General features: G+C 32.2%; 18 protein-coding genes. 2 read left to right on the top strand and 16 right to left on the bottom strand.

All coding sequences use genetic code 11. From position 1 onward, the window contains the following. Positions 1 to 10: 10 nt before the first annotated feature. The 3 genes from trmD to ffh are packed head-to-tail and all read right to left on the bottom strand — an operon-like array spanning position 11 to position 2597. Positions 11 to 697 carry a tRNA (guanosine(37)-N1)-methyltransferase TrmD gene (trmD, locus tag E5R92_RS05085; protein WP_168607008.1) on the bottom strand — a complete coding sequence of 229 codons (687 nt, stop codon included), beginning with the start codon at positions 695 to 697 and terminating at the stop codon, positions 11 to 13. An 8-nt stretch (positions 698 to 705) separates the two neighbouring features. Next, positions 706 to 1224: a 30S ribosomal protein S16 gene (gene rpsP / locus E5R92_RS05080; RefSeq protein ID WP_168607007.1), complete on the bottom strand. Its 519-nt coding sequence runs from the start codon at positions 1222 to 1224 to the stop codon at positions 706 to 708. Between the two features lie 14 nt (positions 1225 to 1238). Then, positions 1239 to 2597, bottom strand: a complete 1359-nt coding sequence (gene ffh, locus E5R92_RS05075) for a signal recognition particle protein (protein ID WP_168607006.1) — start codon at positions 2595 to 2597, stop codon at positions 1239 to 1241. Between the two features lie 159 nt (positions 2598 to 2756). Here ffh and dapF point away from each other — a divergent pair, with 159 nt between their 5' ends. Together dapF and ftsY are read left to right on the top strand one after the other, a co-directional pair. Beyond that, positions 2757 to 3581, top strand: a complete 825-nt coding sequence (dapF, locus tag E5R92_RS05070; RefSeq protein ID WP_168607005.1) for a diaminopimelate epimerase — start codon at positions 2757 to 2759, stop codon at positions 3579 to 3581. Next, a complete protein-coding gene (ftsY, locus tag E5R92_RS05065; protein ID WP_168607004.1) occupies positions 3581 to 4498 on the top strand; it encodes a signal recognition particle-docking protein FtsY in 918 nt (305 codons plus the stop codon). The genes dapF and ftsY overlap by 1 nt, the downstream gene beginning before the upstream one ends. Here ftsY and E5R92_RS05060 read toward each other — a convergent pair. The 13 genes from E5R92_RS05060 to E5R92_RS05000 all read right to left on the bottom strand — a co-directional run bounded on the left by E5R92_RS05060 (position 4491) and on the right by E5R92_RS05000 (position 17115). Next, the gene (locus E5R92_RS05060; protein ID WP_168607003.1) at positions 4491 to 5054 is read right to left on the bottom strand and encodes a hypothetical protein; all 564 of its coding nucleotides are present in this window, start codon (positions 5052 to 5054) and stop codon (positions 4491 to 4493) included. The genes ftsY and E5R92_RS05060 overlap by 8 nt on opposite strands. Positions 5055 to 5103: 49 nt before the next feature. After that, positions 5104 to 5922 (bottom strand): alpha/beta hydrolase, encoded by an 819-nt coding sequence (locus E5R92_RS05055; protein WP_168607002.1) that lies wholly within the window; start codon positions 5920 to 5922, stop codon positions 5104 to 5106. Next, positions 5906 to 6817, bottom strand: coding sequence for a DMT family transporter (locus E5R92_RS05050; protein ID WP_168607001.1), 912 nt, complete (start codon positions 6815 to 6817; stop codon positions 5906 to 5908). The genes E5R92_RS05055 and E5R92_RS05050 overlap by 17 nt, the downstream gene beginning before the upstream one ends. 13 nt (positions 6818 to 6830) lie before the next feature. Next, positions 6831 to 7010 carry a hypothetical protein gene (locus E5R92_RS05045; protein ID WP_168607000.1) on the bottom strand — a complete coding sequence of 60 codons (180 nt, stop codon included), beginning with the start codon at positions 7008 to 7010 and terminating at the stop codon, positions 6831 to 6833. After that, complete coding sequence (locus E5R92_RS05040) at positions 7000 to 8337, bottom strand: amidase (protein WP_168606999.1); 1338 nt, start codon at positions 8335 to 8337, stop codon at positions 7000 to 7002. Before E5R92_RS05040 ends, E5R92_RS05045 begins: the two co-directional genes overlap by 11 nt. A gap of 10 nt (positions 8338 to 8347) precedes the next feature. Further along, positions 8348 to 9709, bottom strand: coding sequence for a TRAP transporter large permease (locus E5R92_RS05035; protein WP_168606998.1), 1362 nt, complete (start codon positions 9707 to 9709; stop codon positions 8348 to 8350). Then, positions 9699 to 10283 (bottom strand): TRAP transporter small permease subunit, encoded by a 585-nt coding sequence (locus E5R92_RS05030; protein WP_174823074.1) that lies wholly within the window; start codon positions 10281 to 10283, stop codon positions 9699 to 9701. The genes E5R92_RS05035 and E5R92_RS05030 overlap by 11 nt, the downstream gene beginning before the upstream one ends. A gap of 91 nt (positions 10284 to 10374) precedes the next feature. After that, entirely contained in the window at positions 10375 to 11532 is a 1158-nt protein-coding gene (locus E5R92_RS05025; RefSeq protein ID WP_168606996.1) for a TRAP transporter substrate-binding protein, read from the bottom strand. A gap of 127 nt (positions 11533 to 11659) precedes the next feature. Continuing rightward, complete coding sequence (locus tag E5R92_RS05020) at positions 11660 to 12733, bottom strand: ABC transporter ATP-binding protein (protein ID WP_168606995.1); 1074 nt, start codon at positions 12731 to 12733, stop codon at positions 11660 to 11662. Further along, positions 12726 to 13805: an ABC transporter ATP-binding protein gene (locus E5R92_RS05015; RefSeq protein WP_168606994.1), complete on the bottom strand. Its 1080-nt coding sequence runs from the start codon at positions 13803 to 13805 to the stop codon at positions 12726 to 12728. Before E5R92_RS05015 ends, E5R92_RS05020 begins: the two co-directional genes overlap by 8 nt. Continuing rightward, a complete protein-coding gene (locus E5R92_RS05010) occupies positions 13805 to 14653 on the bottom strand; it encodes a carbohydrate ABC transporter permease (RefSeq protein ID WP_168606993.1) in 849 nt (282 codons plus the stop codon). Before E5R92_RS05010 ends, E5R92_RS05015 begins: the two co-directional genes overlap by 1 nt. A gap of 2 nt (positions 14654 to 14655) precedes the next feature. Beyond that, on the bottom strand, positions 14656 to 15516 hold the full coding sequence (locus E5R92_RS05005) for a carbohydrate ABC transporter permease (RefSeq protein WP_168606992.1): 861 nt from the start codon (positions 15514 to 15516) through the stop codon (positions 14656 to 14658). 63 nt (positions 15517 to 15579) lie between these two features. Continuing rightward, positions 15580 to 17115, bottom strand: a complete 1536-nt coding sequence (locus E5R92_RS05000) for a type 2 periplasmic-binding domain-containing protein (protein WP_168606991.1) — start codon at positions 17113 to 17115, stop codon at positions 15580 to 15582. Positions 17116 to 17125: the final 10 nt, after the last annotated feature.

The following is a 17125-nucleotide window of genomic DNA, read 5'->3' as shown; positions in this document are numbered from 1 at the left end:
ATTTATCAAATTAATTTTTCTTATATTTTTTCCATAAATCTGGTCTTCGGACGCGTGTTATAGCCTCTGATTGTGATAAACGCCAGTCTTTAATTTTGTTATGATCTCCTGATAATAGCACTTCTGGAACACTTTTTTCCTCCCAAATTTGAGGTTTTGTGTACTGTGGATACTCCAAAAGTCCATTCTCAAAACTCTCATCAGTCTTTGAATGTTCATTTCCCAAGACACCCGGAAGCAATCTAAGAACACTATCTAAAACAACAAATGCTGCTGTTTCTCCCCCAGATAAAATAAAATCTCCTATGCTAAGCTCTTCTATATTCCTTGTAGACAACAACCTTTCATCAACACCTTCAAAATGACCACAAACTAAACTAATAGATTTTTCTTTTGATAATTCTAATGCTAATTTCTGATCAAGTTTTTTTCCTTTTGGTGATAAATAAAAAATTCTTTCTCCATCTTTTTTATTTTCATCAAGTGATTTTGCTAAAATGTCAGCTTTCAATAACATTCCAGATCCGCCTCCAAAAGGAGTATCGTCTACTGTTTTATGTTTGTCCTCAGCGGCCTCTCTTATATTGACAACTTTTAAATCCCAAATTTTATTTGTTAAAGCTTTTCCATATAGCCCTTTATTTAAAGGGCCAGGAAAAAAATCTGGATAGAGTGTGAATATCTTCGCTTGCCACATGAATCCAACTATTTAGCTTCTTCCTTTGGAGCTTCTGCTTTAGGAGCTTCTGCTGCTGGTGCTGCTTCTGCTTTAGGAGCTTCTGCTTTAGGAGCTTCTGCTTTAGGAGCTTCTGCTGCTGGTGCTGCTTCTGCTTTAGGAGCTTCTTCCTTTGGAGCTTCTGCTGCTGATGGAGCTTCTGCTGCTGATGGAGCTGCTGCTGGAGCTGTTTCGTCTCCTTCTTTTTTTCTTTCTTTTTTAGGAATAGCTTTACTTGGATTACTACCGTTTGCAGGCATTGCTATAATACCATTTTCACCTAAAATTCTTGCAACTCTAGTAGTTGGTTGAGCACCTTGACCTAACCAATATTTAATTCTTTCTGCTTCTAGCCCTACTCTTTCTTTTTTATCTTTTGGTAAAAGAGGGTTAAAGAATCCTACTTTCTCAATAAACCTTCCATCTCTTGCACGACGACTGTCGGCTATAACTACCTTGTATACTGGTCTTTTCTTTGTTCCACCTCTTGATAGTCTTATTTTTATCATTTTTTTTCCTTTATTTATTTAAGTTGATTTAGTAGCTCTGGAGGTATTCCTTTATCAGACATACCCTTCAGGTTTCCTTTTGACATCTTCTTCATCATTTCAGACATCATTTTAAATTGCTTAAGCAATTTATTGATAGTGGCCGCATCTGTTCCAGAGCCATTAGCAATTCTTTTTTTCCTAGAACCATCAATGATTTTAGGATTTCCTCTTTCTTTTTTTGTCATAGATAAAATGATTGCTTCATTTTTGGTAATAACGCTTTCATCAATTCCCGAAGCATCCATTTGTGATTTCATTTTAGAAACACCTGGCATAAACGACATAATTCCTTCTATGCCTCCCATTTTTTTCATTTGTCTAAGCTGTGTTAAATAATCTTCCATAGAGAATTGTCCTTTTTTTAAACTCTCTTCTGCTTTTTTTATATTCTCTTCACCAAGATCTTCTGCAGCTTTTTCGACAAGAGAAACGATGTCTCCCATACCTAATATTCTATTAGCTATTCTATCTGGGTGAAAAACCTCTAAATTTTCTATTTTTTCTCCTACCCCTAAAAACTTAATTGGTACTTGAGAAACATATTTCATACTAAGAGCCGCACCACCTCTTGCATCACCATCAGCTCTTGTTAAAACAATACCCGTTACATTTACAGTATTCTTAAATTCTTTTGCAACTTCTGCAGCAACCTGTCCCGTTAAAGAATCAGCAACTAAAAATACTTCTGTTGGCTTAATTATACTTTCTATTTGTTTAATCTCACTCATCATCTGAAGGTCTATTTGTGTTCTGCCTGCTGTATCAAATAATATAATCTCTGCACCATTTAGGTTTGCAGCACTTACTGCTCTTCGACAAATATCTGCCGGTAGCTGGCCTTCAATAATGGGTAGTGTTAAAATATCATTTTGCTCTCCTAATGATCTTAGTTGTTCTTGTGCGGCTGGCCTATACACATCAAGACTGACCATCATTATCTTTTTCTTTTTATTTTTTTCTAAATATTTGGCTAATTTTGCTGTTGTTGTAGTTTTACCGGAACCTTGAAGACCTACCAGCATCATTGGGACTGGTGGAACTGCATTTAAATTAATATCTGTGTTGCTTTCACCTAAAAGGCTTACTAGTTCATCATAAACAATTTTAACAACCATATCCCCAGGAGAAGTTGATCTAATTATTTCTTTTCCTAAAACTTTTGGTTTAACTTTTGCTATAAAATCTTTAGCTACATCTAATGATACATCAGCTTCTAATAGAGCCTGCCTAATAGCTCTTAAACCCTCATCTACTTGATTCTCATCAAGTGAAGCTGCTTTTTTTAAAGAAGAAAAAATTTCTTCGAATTTATTTGTTAAGTTTTCAAACATATTTATTACACACAGCAGTTTCGCACTAGTGGGCGAATATCGCTGACTAGTGTTGATCTCTTTGTTTCCAAAGACACCACAAATTTAACGTTTTTGTGGAAACGAAATCAACCTATAATAGAGGTTCAAAAAGTCAATAAATAAGTTAAATATCTATATATGGATATTAAAGCATTTAAAATGGATGGTTTAGGCAATGATTTTGTAATTATTGATCAAAGAAGCCAAGATTTCAATTTAAACGAAAATCAAATAATTAAGGTATGTGATCGTAGTTTTATTGGATGTGATCAACTCATCCTAATTAAGAAAAATAAAGAAATAGATGCAGATATAGAATTCTATAATTCAGATGGAAGTGTATCTGGAGCTTGTGGAAATGGTACTAGGTGTGTGGCAGATCTTCTATCAAAAGAAAGTGGTAAAAAAGAAATAACACTCTTAACAGCTTCAGGTTCTCTAAAATCAAAAATTTTAGGAAATAATTTAGTTGAGACCGAAATAGGTGTACCAAAAGTTAATTGGCAAGAGATTCCTTTAAGTAAGCAACTAGATACACAAGACTTAAAAATTGAAATTGTAGACAGAAAAAATACCAAGCATATTGGTGGAACAGCCATAAATGTAGGCAATCCACACATAATTTTTTTTGTAGACGATATAGAGGCATTTGACTTACAAAGTATTGGTCCAAAAATTGAAAATCACCCACTATTTCCAGAAAAATGTAATGTGACCCTGGCCAAAGTTGTGAATAGAAATTTAATAAAAGTAAAAGTTTGGGAAAGAGGATCTGGACTTACTAAGGCTTGTGGTACGGCAGCTTGTGCAACGGCTGCAGCAGCTAATATTAATAATCTAGTAGAAAAAACTACAGATATAGCGTTTGCATTAGGTAATTTAACAATTTCTATTGATGAAAGAAATAGTATTCACATGAAAGGACCTGTGTCTGATATCAAAAATATTGACATTAAATTATAATGGGAATTTTTGATAAATTTAAAATTGGCTTTAAAAAAAGTGCCTCTGCATTTACGTCTGGTTTAAGAGAGATAATTGTCAAAAAAGAAATAGATGACAAAACATTAGATCAAATTGAAGAATATCTAATTCAATCAGATGTTGGTCTTGTTGCAGCTGAAGAAATTAAGAAAATTATTGGTCAAGAAAAAATAGATCCAAATAAAGATATCTTGAATGAAGTAAATTTAATTCTAAGAGACTATATAATCACTTTAATGAAACCTTTGGAAAATGAGAATTTTTTTAATAAAAAAGAAAAACTTAATGCGGTCCTAATATCAGGGGTTAATGGGGTAGGAAAAACAACAACTATTGGAAAAGTTGGTAAAATTTTAAAATCTAATGGTAACAAAGTTATGTTTTCTGCCTGCGATACATTTAGAGCAGCTGCTATAGAACAATTAGAAAGTTGGGCTAATAAAATTGATGTGCAAATTACAAAATCTACTCAAGGGTCCGACCCCGCATCAGTTGCCTACAAGGCAATTGAAGAAGCATTAAAGGGTGATTTTAATCATGTTTTAATTGATACAGCTGGAAGATTACAAAATAAAAAAAATTTAATGGAAGAATATAAAAAAATTGCCAATGTGACTAAAAAGATAGATCCAGATGCTCCTCACGATGTAATCCTAGTGCTTGATGCAACCTCTGGCCAGAATGTAATCAATCAAGTGGAAGAATTTAATAAAATTATACCCCTTACCGGTTTGATCATGACAAAATTAGATGGTACCGCAAAAGGAGGAATTTTATTAGCACTTGCTAAAAAATATAAGCTTCCCATAATTGCTCTTGGACTTGGTGAAAAAGAAGATGATTTACAAATTTTCAATGCAGAAAAATTTGCTGAAGCGTTTACTCAAATTAATTAATCAGATTATTAGAAATTAAAGGTTTGTAGTAGCTACATTTATAATTTTCCTTAAGATTTGAATATCCACAATTTTTTGCGATTGATGAAATTATAAAATCAAACTTACCATTTGATGGGTATGAATTTAATTTTTTATTAGCAATATCAAATTTGAAATTTTTTCTTATATTCTTAATTGCACTAATCATGACTAAAGTGTTGTTATCTTTTAATAGATAATAAGCAAAGTCTTCTGGAAAAACTGGATAGTCATAACCTTCTAGAAGATGTTTTGCCTGTGAAGGAAACCATTCATATGAAATTAATGGTGATGAAATTTTTGTTTTATAGTCATAGATATATAAATCCTGAGGAAAATCTGTAACATAATTATAATCTTCGCCTCTTGCTAAAATAGCTTTATCTCTAGTTTTAAAAAAAAGAGCAAAATTTTTATTATGTGAATTCATTTGTCCTATGTGAAAGAGATTATTTGCTGAAGATCCTGTATTTTCTGCAATTACAGAACTTGTGATAAAAATTAAGTAAAACGATGTTATAATAAATTTTTTCAATATCTATTTATAGAAATGAAATTTGTAAATTATTTGGTCAGATTGTGGCTTAATTTAAACTCTTTAAAAATTCCTTCAAAACCACTATCATCTTTTCGTTGTACTCCATCATATGATTATCTTTTTCAGAAAAGTATGAATATTTTGGTTCATTTGCTAATTCATACATTTTTTTTCCCATCCAAAATGGCACTATTTTATCTGCTTCTCCATGCATTATCAGAATTGGAGACTTAAGATTTTTAATTTTTTTATCACTTTCGTATTTGTCTTTAAGTAAAAATCTGATTGGAAAATATGGATACACATTTTTTGCTGCATCAACCATAGATGTAAATGGAGACTCCAGTATAACACCTGCAAATTTATACTTTTGAGCAACATGAGTTGCAATCCCAGTACCTAAAGACTCACCATACAGAACAATGTCATTATCTTTAAGTCCTTTTTCTTTTAACCAATTAATTGCACTCTCTCCGTCTTCATATAAGCCTTTTTCTGATGGTTTGCCTAAGTTTCCACTAAATCCTCTCCAAGAAATGATTAAAAAATTTATATCCATTTCTTTAAAATGATTAATTTTATGTATTCTATTTTCCAATGTTCCTGCATTACCATGAAAGAAAACGATAGTTTTAAAATTTTTAAGATCTTTTTCATGAAACCATCCTAATAATTCAAAATTATCACTTGTCTCAATCTTTACTTTTTCTATTTTAACTTTTAATTCATCACCAAAATAATTATTTTCTTTTGGGTGATATAATAAGTTTCGTTGAAATATAAATATAATGAAAAGTAAAGAAAAGTAAGCTATCGGAATAATTAAAATTAACTTCAATAAATACTCTTTAAGTTTTTTTTTCATATTTACTTTTTTTTTTAACTAAATAAACACCACCAAAAACTAAGACTGTTCCTAAATAGTGATAATATTCAAGCTGTTCATTAAAAAATAAAAAACCATAAATAGCACTATAAACAGTAAAAATATAAAGTGTAAAACCAGTAATTGAAGCACCAAGTTTCTTTTGTGCCATTGTATATAAGGTGAATGCTATAATTCCTGGTGATATAGCTGCGAATAAAACCCACATAAAAAATTCTGAATTAAAGACAGTTCTTACAAAAAAGGTCTCTTCTATCAAATAAAATGGTAGCAAACTGACCATACCGAAGAATGCAATTAAAGTAAATCTGTCAAAAATTTTTAGATTTGTTTTCCAATAAAATAGATAAATAGAATAAAGAGCCCATCCTATTGCAGAAGCTAACATCCATAAATCTCCAATTGTAAACTTGAGGCTTATTAACAAAAATAAATTACCCTTAATGATAATGGCAAAAACACCAACCAAACAAGAGAAAAGTCCCACTATTCTAAGAAAGTTTATTTTTTCTTTAAAAAAAATACTAGAGATAAGAATTATGAATATTGGAGAAGATGAATATATAATTCCCATATTAGTAACAGTAGTTGTTTGTCCAGCTAGAAATGGAAAAGCTCCGCAAACACCACAACCCATTGAACCGATAAAAAATATTCTTTTATATTCTTGCTTTATAAATTTAAAATTTTTTTTTAAAGATTTGTAAGTAAAAGGTAATAATAATAAAAAAACTACTGCCCATCTCCAAAAAGCTAGAGAAACTGGAGGAACATATTCCACACCACCTCTTGCTACTATTAAATTACTAGCCATAAAAATTGGCTGAATAAACAATAATAAGAAGGGCAAATAACTATTTTTAGAATTATTCACTAGAATTGAAAAATTAATTTTTATCGAAAAAGGCTTCGTAAATCATCATAAAAATTGCTACAGCCATTAAAATATATACTGGCAATACATCCCAAAAACCAATCATAGAAGATCTTGTTAGAGTTGTTGCAAGACCTATTAAAAATGCTGCTGCAAGAGCAGAGCCTAAGAATGTTGTTATCTTATTTAGCATATTTTTTACAATTTTTTTCCAACCAATTAGCTACACCTAAAAACCTTAAATCATCTAGTCTGTCTCCAATTAACTGAATTCCTAATGGTAAATTATTTAAACCACTAAGTAAAGGTAATGAAATTGATGGCAAACCCATATAGGTCCAAACAGTACAAAATTCTGGACTACCAGTGCTTTTTAAACCTTTGTCTGCAACACCAGTTGTGCAAGGAGTTAAAACACCATGATAATCCTCAAATACTTCCTGATAAGATTTATAGCTTTGTTTCATAAAATCAATTGCTTCAGCATACTCTTTTGCTGAATACTTCATTCCTCTTTCGATTGCACTTATCATTTCTTTAGAAAGTTTTTTCTTTGATTTTTTATAATAAACTTGAAAATTATTAGCCATATCAGTTTCATGAATTACTTTATGATACTTTGGTATCTCATCAAAATAGGAGGGGGTATCAAATACTTCAATATTTTTTTGAAAAGTTTTTATAAAAAACTCGAAAGACTTTTGTGACTCTTTATCTATTTTTTTCCAACTCTTAGTTTTGTAAAATATAAATTTTGGTTCATAGGGTGGCCCCTTTTTACAAACTTTTAGCATTTCATCTGCAGAATAATGAATTGTTGAAGAATCATGTTGATCCTTTTTTATTAATACTTTGGTCAGTAAAGCAACATCTTCAACAGATTTTCCAAATACACCAATATGGTCAAGTTTATCAGATTGCTTTAAAACACCACTACGAGAAATTAATCCATATGATGGTTTATAACCAACTACTCCACAATAAGATGCGGGTCTTATAACTGATCCATTGGTTTGTGAACCTATTGATAATGGTGCCATGTGTGATGCTACAGCTGCTGCAGAACCACTTGATGAGCCACCTGGTGTTCTTGAGTAATCATGTGGGTTTGTAGTTTTTCCAGGATGAAAATATGCAAGTTCAGTAGTTTCTGTTTTCCCCATAACAATGGCTCCTGCTATCTTAAGTAAATTTACAACTTCTGCTTCTTGTGATCCTGTCATTTTTTTTCTGATAACAGTTCCACATTCTGTCGGCATATCTAAAGTTCCAATAATATCTTTAACTGCAACAGGTAAACCGTGAAGGGATCCTAATGGTTTGCCTGATTTTCTATATTCATCTGCCTCTTCTGCTTTTTCTAAAAGTTCTTTTTTATCGAAATGAGCCCATGCTTTAACATCTTTTTCAAATTTTTTAATTCTATCAATATACTGTGTGCAGACTTCTACTGAAGAAATTTCTCCTTCTTTTAGCTTTTCCACCAATTTATTGGCTGTAAGAGAAAAAATATCTATCATTTTAAATTATCTAATCTGCAAATAATGTTTCAGGCAACCATAAGGCAATACCTGGGAACATATACATTAGAAACATTGCAAATATCACTATTCCCAAGAATGGCATGATACCTGCAAATATCTGCATCAATTCAACATTATTTTTTTGAACACCTTTTAAGTAATAGGCTGACATAGCCATCGGAGGGGTTAAAAATGATGTTTGTAAATTCAATGCAATTAACATTGCAAAGAAATATGGATTAACATTAAATACCTCTAGCAAAGGTAAAAATATAGGAACAAATATAATTAAAATTTCAGTCCACTCCAGGGGCCATCCTAAAAGAAAAATTATTATTTGTGTGATAATTAAAAACTGCCAAGTTGTTATTTCTATTGATTTAAAGAAATGCTCAAAAATTTCATGACCTCCTAAATATGAAAACACAGATGAAAAAGTCCAAGAACCAATAAATAACCACATAATCATTGCAGTAGTTTTTGCTGTTAAAAAGACAGATTCTTTAAAACTTTGCCATTTAAGAGTTTTGTAAAACCAAGATAAAAGTATTGCGCCAAAAGCTCCTGCTGCTGCTGCTTCTGCTGGTGTTGCTATGCCTGCCAGAATTGTTCCAAGTACAAGCATTATTAAACCAAAAAGAGGAACAAAAGAAACCAACACTTCTTTTAATATTTCTGCTCTTGGCGGAATATCAGATGCATCAGGCTTGGGTGCGATTGAAGGATTTAACCAAGCTCTAGTTACAGCATATGTTATATATAAACCAGCAAGTAATAATCCTGGAAAAATTGCTGCTGCAAATAATCTCAAAGGTGATAGTTGAGCAATTACTGAATAAACAATTAGCATGATGCTTGGTGGTATTAAAATTCCTAAACATCCACCAGCACAAATTACCCCTGATGCAAATTTTTTATCATATCCCGCTTTAACCATTGCGGGCCAAGCAAGTAAACCCATTAACGTTACAACAGCACCAATAATTCCAGTTGCTGTAGAAAATAGTGTACAAGTTATTAATGCAGCCACTGCCATTGAAGCAGGAAGCCTATGTGCTGCCAATCTTATTGCAAAGAATAATTTAGATACAATTCCAGCTCTTTCAACTAGGTATCCCATAAATAAAAATAGAGGCACGGCGGTGAGGACATTATTATCCATGACGGTGTAAGTATTTTTTACAAATAATGAAAATATTCTATTATCAAATATATGATCCATCAAAGCTGGATCATAATAAGCATAATATCCAAAACCTATTCCCATTGCCATCAAAGTAAATGCAATTGGAAAACCTAATAATACAGCAAACAAAAATAATCCCATCATTAGGATTGCAACTTCTGGATTTGTTAAACTAAATAACATCTTTTTGATCCTCGTCTTGTGCTGTTCTCATTAAAATTTGTTCTGTCTCTTCTGCAACAACCATTCTTGCAGGCCAATGTCCAGTCTGAATACAAATTATTGATCTAAATACCTCTGCAACTCCTTGAATAGTTAGAAATATACCTGCTGCTGGAATAAGAGATTTAGCCATATAAATTTGTATTTGTGCTGGGCTACTCCAGCTCGTTTCTTTTATTTTCCAAGCAAGTGCTGCATATTCATATCCATAAAATGCTAAGGCTATTACACCAGGAAAGAAGAAAATAAAATAAAGCACTAAATCAATCAAACCTTGAGTTCTTGGTTTAAATAAACGGTAAATTACATCTCCTCTGACATGAGATTCTGTTGCTAAACAATATGCACCAGACATCATTAATATTGCTCCATACATCTGCATACTAAAGTCAAAATTCCAAAGTGTTGGCTTGTTGAATGCATAAGCCATTACAACTTCATAACAAGTTCCACCCATTAAAATAACAATACACCAAGAAAAAGCCTTACCTATTGAAGTGCTTAGTGTGTCTGCTAATTTTATATAAGATCTCATCATGGTTTAGATAGAATACCTTAATTTTTAAAAACTGTACTATAAAAAAAGGGGGCCAAGACCCCCCTTTTTTAAATTATTTAAAAGTTAATTAGATTTTAACTTTTCCAATTGGTCCAAACTCATTTTCATAAGCTAATTTGTAGTTCGGTTGATTCATCAACAGATACTTCATTGTTCTCTTAGCATATGCTTTTTGTGAGTCGATTACCTTCTTAAAGAAAGCATCTTTTGCAGAGAACTCACCAACGATTTTATCCCAGCCTTTTAATTGTTCAGCTAAGATAGCATCAGATGTTTGGTAAACATTTACCTTATGCTCATTCATCAATTTAGCTAAGTCAGTTGAATATCTAACTAGCGCTTTGAAGTAGTTATCTGAGTTCGCAGCATATGCAGCGTTCTTTAAGATAGCTTGGTGAGCAGGTGAAAGGCTTTTTAGTCTCTTAGTATTCATAGGAATTTCAAACATCTCCTGAGATTGGTGGAAACTTCCTAAGTGATAATGTTTAGAGACATCTTGCATTCCAAATTGTGAGTCTGATGTTGGGTTGTTAAACTCTGCAGCATCAATTAAACCAGTTTTCATTGCTGGTTGAATTTCACCACCTGGTAATTGTCTTACAACCATTCCCATAGCAGTTAAAACGTTAGTCGCTAGACCAACTGTTCTATACTTCATACCTTTAACATCAGATACTTTAGTTACGTTCTTTTTGAACCAACCAAAAGGTTGTGCTGGCATAGGCATATGAAAAAATCCAGTATAGTTAAATCCAACACTAGCTACTGCTTCTTCATATAATTTTCTTCCTCCACCATACTCCATCCATCCCATAACTTCTTGAGATGACATTCCGTATGAAGGTCCAGTTCCGAAAAGAGAAGCTGCTGCGTTTTTTCCATACCAATATGCTGTCACCCAATGACCCATATCAATAATTCCATCACTTACCGCTGCTCCAATTTCTGAAGTTTTAACAATTGAGTTAACTGGCTGAAGATCAATTTTAAGTGACCCACCTGACATGTCGCTAACCATTTTACAATAGTCACCTGCCATTTCAAAAAAAATGTTTGCGCCTGAAGGCCAAGCAGCCTGCATTTTTAATGTAACGTGTCCGTCTGCAGTTGCAATATTAGGCATTGCTACAGCTGTTGCTGCTGCTGCACCTGTAACTGCTGCTGCTTTAAAGAACTTACGTCTTGAAGGTGTTGTAGCCTTCAAAGATTTTTTATCTTTAATCATTATTTCTCCTCTATTAGTATTTGTTAATTAACAATGTGAACTTAATTATAATTGAGCTTAGGAGTCTAGGGAGAAAATGACGCTTTAATGTCATTTTACAATCTGAGATAGAAAAATAATACTAAATTTAAATCAATTTTTCATCTTCATACACACAACATCTTTCAGCAGGAATATGTAAGCTTATACTGTCTGAAGGTACTTCAGTTTCTCTATTGATTTTAGATTTGATTGTAAGATTTCCAGCTTTAGCCGTTAGAAGTTTATAATTTCCAAGATCTTCTACTTTATCCACTTTCGCAGATAACACATTGTCTTTTTGTTTTTCTGCTAATTTTATATATTCGGATCTTATTCCCAATTTAACATTTTTATTTTTTAACTTTGTTAGATCTGTTGTTGTTTTAATTAAAGTATCATTAATTTTAACACTATTATTGGATGATACTTCTGTTTCAAATAAATTCATTGCAGGAGATCCTATAAAGTATCCAACAAAAGTAGTATTTGGTCTTTCAAACAATTCTTTGGGAGTTCCTGTTTGAACCACTTCACCTTCACTCATAACTATTATATTATCTGCAAAAGTCATCGCTTCATTTTGATCATGGGTTACATAAACTAAAGTTGTTTTATATTGCTCATTTATTTCTTTAAGATTTCTTCTTAATTTAAATTTTAAATCAGGATCTATAACTGTTAATGGCTCGTCCATTAAAACTGCTGCCACATCTTCTCTTACAAGTCCTCTACCAAGAGAAATTAATTGTTTTTGATCGGCAGTAAGTTTTCTAGCAGGCAAATTTAAGAAAGATTTTAAATTTAATGTTTCTGCAACAGAATTAACTCTTTCCTCAACTATTTCTTTAGAAAAATCTCTACATCTAAGTGGAAAAGCTAAATTATCATATACTGTCATAGTATTGTAGATCACTGGAAATTGAAAAACTTGAGCAATATTTCTACTTTCAGTTTTAAGATCTGTAACATCTTTGTCATCAAATAATATTTTGCCAGATGAAGGCCTTACTAGGCCTGATACAATATTTAACATTGTTGTTTTACCGCATCCAGATGGGCCTAAAATTGCATATCTTTTTCCATCTTCCCAAGTCATTGAAAAAGGGTTTAGTGCATAAGTTGGGTTAGCATTTTTTGGATTATATGAATGAGATATCTTATTTAAATTAATTTTAGACATTACTGCCCCCAAATGGAGATGAAGCTAAATTTCCAGTTTCATCAAATGCGTAAGCTTTTTTTGATTTAAAATTAATTTTAACTTTATCGTGGATTTTAAAATCCATAACTTCTTCTATACTGGTTATAATTTTTGCATTTCCTCTAGTAAGATGGAGTAAAGTTTCTGAACCACTAATTTCTGCAAGCTCTACTTCAAACTCAAACCCATTATCATTTAATTCGACATCTGATGCTCTTATACCAAAATTAAAATTTTTATCTTTTATTTTAGATAGATGATCTGGAATATCTATTTCAATATCTTCAAATTTTATTTTATTAGAATCTATGTCCGCTTTTAAAATATTCATTGGTGGGTCATTTGAAATAGCTGCAACCTTTAGATTTTTAGGGTTTTCAAATATTTCTTTTGCAGCGCCCACTTGGAGTACTCTACCCTCATCGAGAACAATGACTTCACCATTAAGTTCCATTGCTTCTCTAGGATCCGTTGTTGAAAAAACTACAATACTCTCTTCTGATAGGCCATTAATGAATATGTTTTTAAATTCTTCACGCAACTGCTCTCTTAACTTGTAATCTAAATTAACTAATGGTTCATCTAATAATAAAATTTTAGCATTTTTTACCAGTGATCTTGCAACTGAAACTCTTTGTTGTTGACCGCCTGATAATTCTTGAATTTTTCTTTTTTCATAGCCCTCTAACCCTACTAATTTTAAAGAATTAAAAACTTCATCATTAATCTTTTGAGGATCTAAACCTCTCTGTTTTAGTGGAAAAGCTATATTTTCAAAAACATTTAAGTGAGGGTAGTTAATGAATTGCTGATAAACCATAGCAATATTTCTTTCCCACACTGGTATCTCTAAAAAATTCTTACCTTCAAATTTAATTGTTCCACTGTCTGGCATAAGTAGTCCAGCTATTGTTTTTAATAAGGTCGTTTTCCCAGAAAGCGTTCTTCCTAAAATCGTATATAATTTTCCCTTTTCAAAGTTAAAAGAGATTTTTCTTAACTGTAGCTCTTCAGTTAATTTGTATGATAAATTTTCTCCAACTAAATTCATTATTTAATTGCTCCAGACAAATTTCCTTTTGACAAATATCTTTCAACAATAAATGCAACTACAATTAATGGTGCAACAGAAACTAATGCTGAAGCAGATAAACTCCACCATGGTGTAATTGAAGAGTTTAAGGCAACTATTTTAACTGGTAGTAATTGTACTTCAGTAAAAGTTAAAATGAATGCAAAAAAGAAATCAATCCATCCAAATATTATACAAAACATTCCAGCAACGATTAAACCTGGTATTGAATTTGGTAATACAACTTTAAAAAATGCTTGGTAAGGATTACATCCATCTATTAATGCTGTTTCATCTATTTCTCTCGGTACCTTGTTAAAGAAATCAACCATAATCCAAACTGCTATAGGCATTAACAAAACAATATAAACAACTATCAGCCCAATTAGACTATCTAATAAATTGACAGCTCCTAAAAATAAAAAGAAAGGTATTGATAAAACAATTGGTGGCATAATTCTTTGAGAAATAAAAAAGAAGGTAATGTCATTATTTTTTATGGGACCTGCTTTAAAAGTATATCTTGAAAGTGCATAGGCAGATAAAGTTCCAAGGATTATGCTTATTAAACTAGCAGTACATGTTACAAACAGACTATTAAAATAAGGCTCAACAATATCTACCCCTCCTTGTGCTGGTGATTTAATTAAGACCCTCCAACCTTCTAGGTTAGGTTCAAAATCAACCCACGGAATATAAGTAACACCTCCATTAACTGAATTAAAATCTTTGAAGGAAGTTGTAAGCGCCCAAAGAAAAGGTGCCACAACAAATACTGTCCAAATTGTTATAAAAAAATATTTTAAAAATGTATATAATTTTCCCATATCTAATCTTTGAGTAATAATTTAGTTAATACTTTTGCAATAACAGTTAAGCTTATGATCATTATTATTAAATATGTGAATGACATTGAGGCTGCATAGCCCATTTGAAACTCTCTCAATCCCTTAATAAAAATATAAAAGCTTGATGTCTCAGTTGAAGTTCCTGGACCTCCAGAGGTTAATACATAAACCGTATCCATTATCTTTGAAGCTTCAATCAATCTGATAATTATTGCACCGATAGATATAGGTGCCATTAATGGAAATGTTACATAAATAAATTTTCTAATTGGGCTAGCTCCATCAATTGCTGCTGCCAAAAAGGGTTCTTTTGGAAGTGATAAAAGACCTGCTAACAATAGTAAAAACATAAATGGTGTCCACTGCCAAACCTCAACAATAATAACTGTGAATTTAGCTAAGGTAGGATCTGTAAGCCATTTTGGTGAAAAACCAAAATTCCCTAAAATATCATTTACTGGGCCAAGAGACTCATGAAAAAAAGTTCTCCAAATAACAGTCATAATAACTGGAGTGGTCATCATAGGAATTAAAAACAAAACTCTAAAAAATCTTTGAAACTTAATTTCTTTCCAAACCATATGAGCCAGTGCAAAGCCAATTACATATTGCAGTACAACAGTTGTAACTGATAAAAAACTCAGTCTAAAAAATGACTCCCAAAACCGTGGGTCATCAGTAAATAATCTTATGTAATTTTCAAGACCTATAAAGTTTAAACCATTATAACTATTCCAGCCTGATAGACTTAAACGAACTACAAATATTATTGGGAAAATTAAGATACCTATAAGAACAAATAAACCTGGGAATAAAAAAACGTATTTATGTTTAAAGTTCATGTAATTGAATTTTGAATATAATGTATGTGGCCACTAATTAAAAGTGGCCACATAAAGTTATTTTTATAACTTGTTGTCTTCCATTTTGACACCAACAGCATAGTCTTCTTGTACTGCTGATTTACCAACTCTTTTAACAATTGCTTCCCACTCTTTAGCAACTTCATCTAAAGCTTCTTGAGGAGATAGCTGACCAGCTAAAGCCTTAGAAGTTCCAGTTGCAACTGCACTAGTGAATTCAAACACACCACGAACTCTTAAAGGGAAAACTCTATTCTTACTTTTTTCCATATCTTTAAGTGTCTTAGTGTATGATTTTGCAATGTCTGCATCCCAACCCATTGTATCTATGTAAAGATTTGGATCGAAATCAGAGTTTTTAAATGGATTAACGCCGAAGTTACCAATAGCTAGGTCAGCTTGGTGGTTTGCTCCGTTAGAAAAGAAACAAAGATAATCAAACGCCATCTCTTGTACTTTGCTTTTCTTAGCAACACCTACTGCCCAACCCCATACAATGTACGGTGCTTGGTTATATTTGTTATCCCATTTTCCAGATACTCTGTTCCAAACTTTATCTGCGCCTGGAAGAGGAGCTGTACCTACTTTATTTTTAATAGGACTATCATCTTGCATCGCTGCAATAAAAGCATCATCCCATGAAAAACTAAATAGAGTTTGTCCACCACCAAATGATCCAATTTCATCACCTAGTCCAAAGTTAATTCCTCCTGGAGGAACATACTTAGTAGCTTCTACCCAGTCAGTTAAAGCTTCAACAAACCCTGGATTATTAACATTTGGTTTCATAGTTTCTAAATCAAAAAAGAAACCACCTGGAGTTCTAGGATTTTTAGCATACGCTACTGATCTACTGAAAAAAGCTGCGAACATTAAGTCGTCTTTTTTCATAACTTCAGCTGAACCGTATTCTTTTTCTCCATCTCCATCCCAGTCCCAACCGTTAAAGAATTTAGCCATTTCGCCATACTCTTTCCAAGTTGTAGGAACTTTTAACTCTTTCCCGGTAGCATCTTTATATTTTTTTTGCATTTCAGGATTATCTATTACGTCTTTTCTATATTTTAGATAATGTCTGTCTCCATCAACTGGATATTGATACATAGTTCCATCCCAAGAAGAAACACCCACATGAGATTTTGTAACGTCTTTCATCTCTTTTGTGTTCATGTATTTTTTTGGAACTGGTGCTAAATACTGTCTCCAGTCATTTATAAAGTTAGAAAAACCAAATACGATATCGTATGGAGCTTGACCAGCTTTAAAAGGAACCATAGCTTTTGCATACAAATCACCTGCAGGTGTATGTGTCACATCAACTGTTGCGCCCGTTAGTTTTGCAAACTGTTCAGCATGAAGAGCTGTAGGCTGTCCAATTACTGGAACGGCATGCGTATTTATTTTTAGAGTTTTTCCTTTGTAGTTCTTTTTTGAAATCTCTTCATAAGAACAGTCACCAGAAATATCTCCTGTTGCTTTGATATGTGGAAATTGATCACTCCACTTATCTGCATAAGCTGGACTAAATATCAAAATTCCTGATATCATAGCACTTAGGCAAGTTTTTATTATTTTCATTACTCTCTCC

Source organism: Candidatus Pelagibacter giovannonii (assembly GCF_012276695.1).
Taxonomy (GTDB): Bacteria; Pseudomonadota; Alphaproteobacteria; order Pelagibacterales; family Pelagibacteraceae; genus Pelagibacter; species Pelagibacter giovannonii.
This window is presented reverse-complemented; position numbering and strand designations above follow the sequence as displayed.

What these genes read in the sequence shown, in the direction of transcription:
- trmD (WP_168607008.1), bottom strand. Translation starts at nt 697, where the DNA reads ATGTGGCAAGCGAAGATATTCACACTCTATCCAGATTTTTTTCCTGGC.
- rpsP (WP_168607007.1), bottom strand. Translation starts at nt 1,224, where the DNA reads ATGATAAAAATAAGACTATCAAGAGGTGGAACAAAGAAAAGACCAGTA.
- ffh (WP_168607006.1), bottom strand. Translation starts at nt 2,597, where the DNA reads ATGTTTGAAAACTTAACAAATAAATTCGAAGAAATTTTTTCTTCTTTA.
- dapF (WP_168607005.1), top strand. Translation starts at nt 2,757, where the DNA reads ATGGATATTAAAGCATTTAAAATGGATGGTTTAGGCAATGATTTTGTA.
- ftsY (WP_168607004.1), top strand. Translation starts at nt 3,581, where the DNA reads ATGGGAATTTTTGATAAATTTAAAATTGGCTTTAAAAAAAGTGCCTCT.
- E5R92_RS05055 (WP_168607002.1), bottom strand. Translation starts at nt 5,922, where the DNA reads ATGAAAAAAAAACTTAAAGAGTATTTATTGAAGTTAATTTTAATTATT.
- E5R92_RS05045 (WP_168607000.1), bottom strand. Translation starts at nt 7,010, where the DNA reads ATGCTAAATAAGATAACAACATTCTTAGGCTCTGCTCTTGCAGCAGCA.
- E5R92_RS05040 (WP_168606999.1), bottom strand. Translation starts at nt 8,337, where the DNA reads ATGATAGATATTTTTTCTCTTACAGCCAATAAATTGGTGGAAAAGCTA.
- E5R92_RS05035 (WP_168606998.1), bottom strand. Translation starts at nt 9,709, where the DNA reads ATGTTATTTAGTTTAACAAATCCAGAAGTTGCAATCCTAATGATGGGA.
- E5R92_RS05030 (WP_174823074.1), bottom strand. Translation starts at nt 10,283, where the DNA reads ATGAGATCTTATATAAAATTAGCAGACACACTAAGCACTTCAATAGGT.
- E5R92_RS05025 (WP_168606996.1), bottom strand. Translation starts at nt 11,532, where the DNA reads ATGATTAAAGATAAAAAATCTTTGAAGGCTACAACACCTTCAAGACGT.
- E5R92_RS05020 (WP_168606995.1), bottom strand. Translation starts at nt 12,733, where the DNA reads ATGTCTAAAATTAATTTAAATAAGATATCTCATTCATATAATCCAAAA.
- E5R92_RS05015 (WP_168606994.1), bottom strand. Translation starts at nt 13,805, where the DNA reads ATGAATTTAGTTGGAGAAAATTTATCATACAAATTAACTGAAGAGCTA.
- E5R92_RS05010 (WP_168606993.1), bottom strand. Translation starts at nt 14,653, where the DNA reads ATGGGAAAATTATATACATTTTTAAAATATTTTTTTATAACAATTTGG.
- E5R92_RS05005 (WP_168606992.1), bottom strand. Translation starts at nt 15,516, where the DNA reads ATGAACTTTAAACATAAATACGTTTTTTTATTCCCAGGTTTATTTGTT.
- E5R92_RS05000 (WP_168606991.1), bottom strand. Translation starts at nt 17,115, where the DNA reads ATGAAAATAATAAAAACTTGCCTAAGTGCTATGATATCAGGAATTTTG.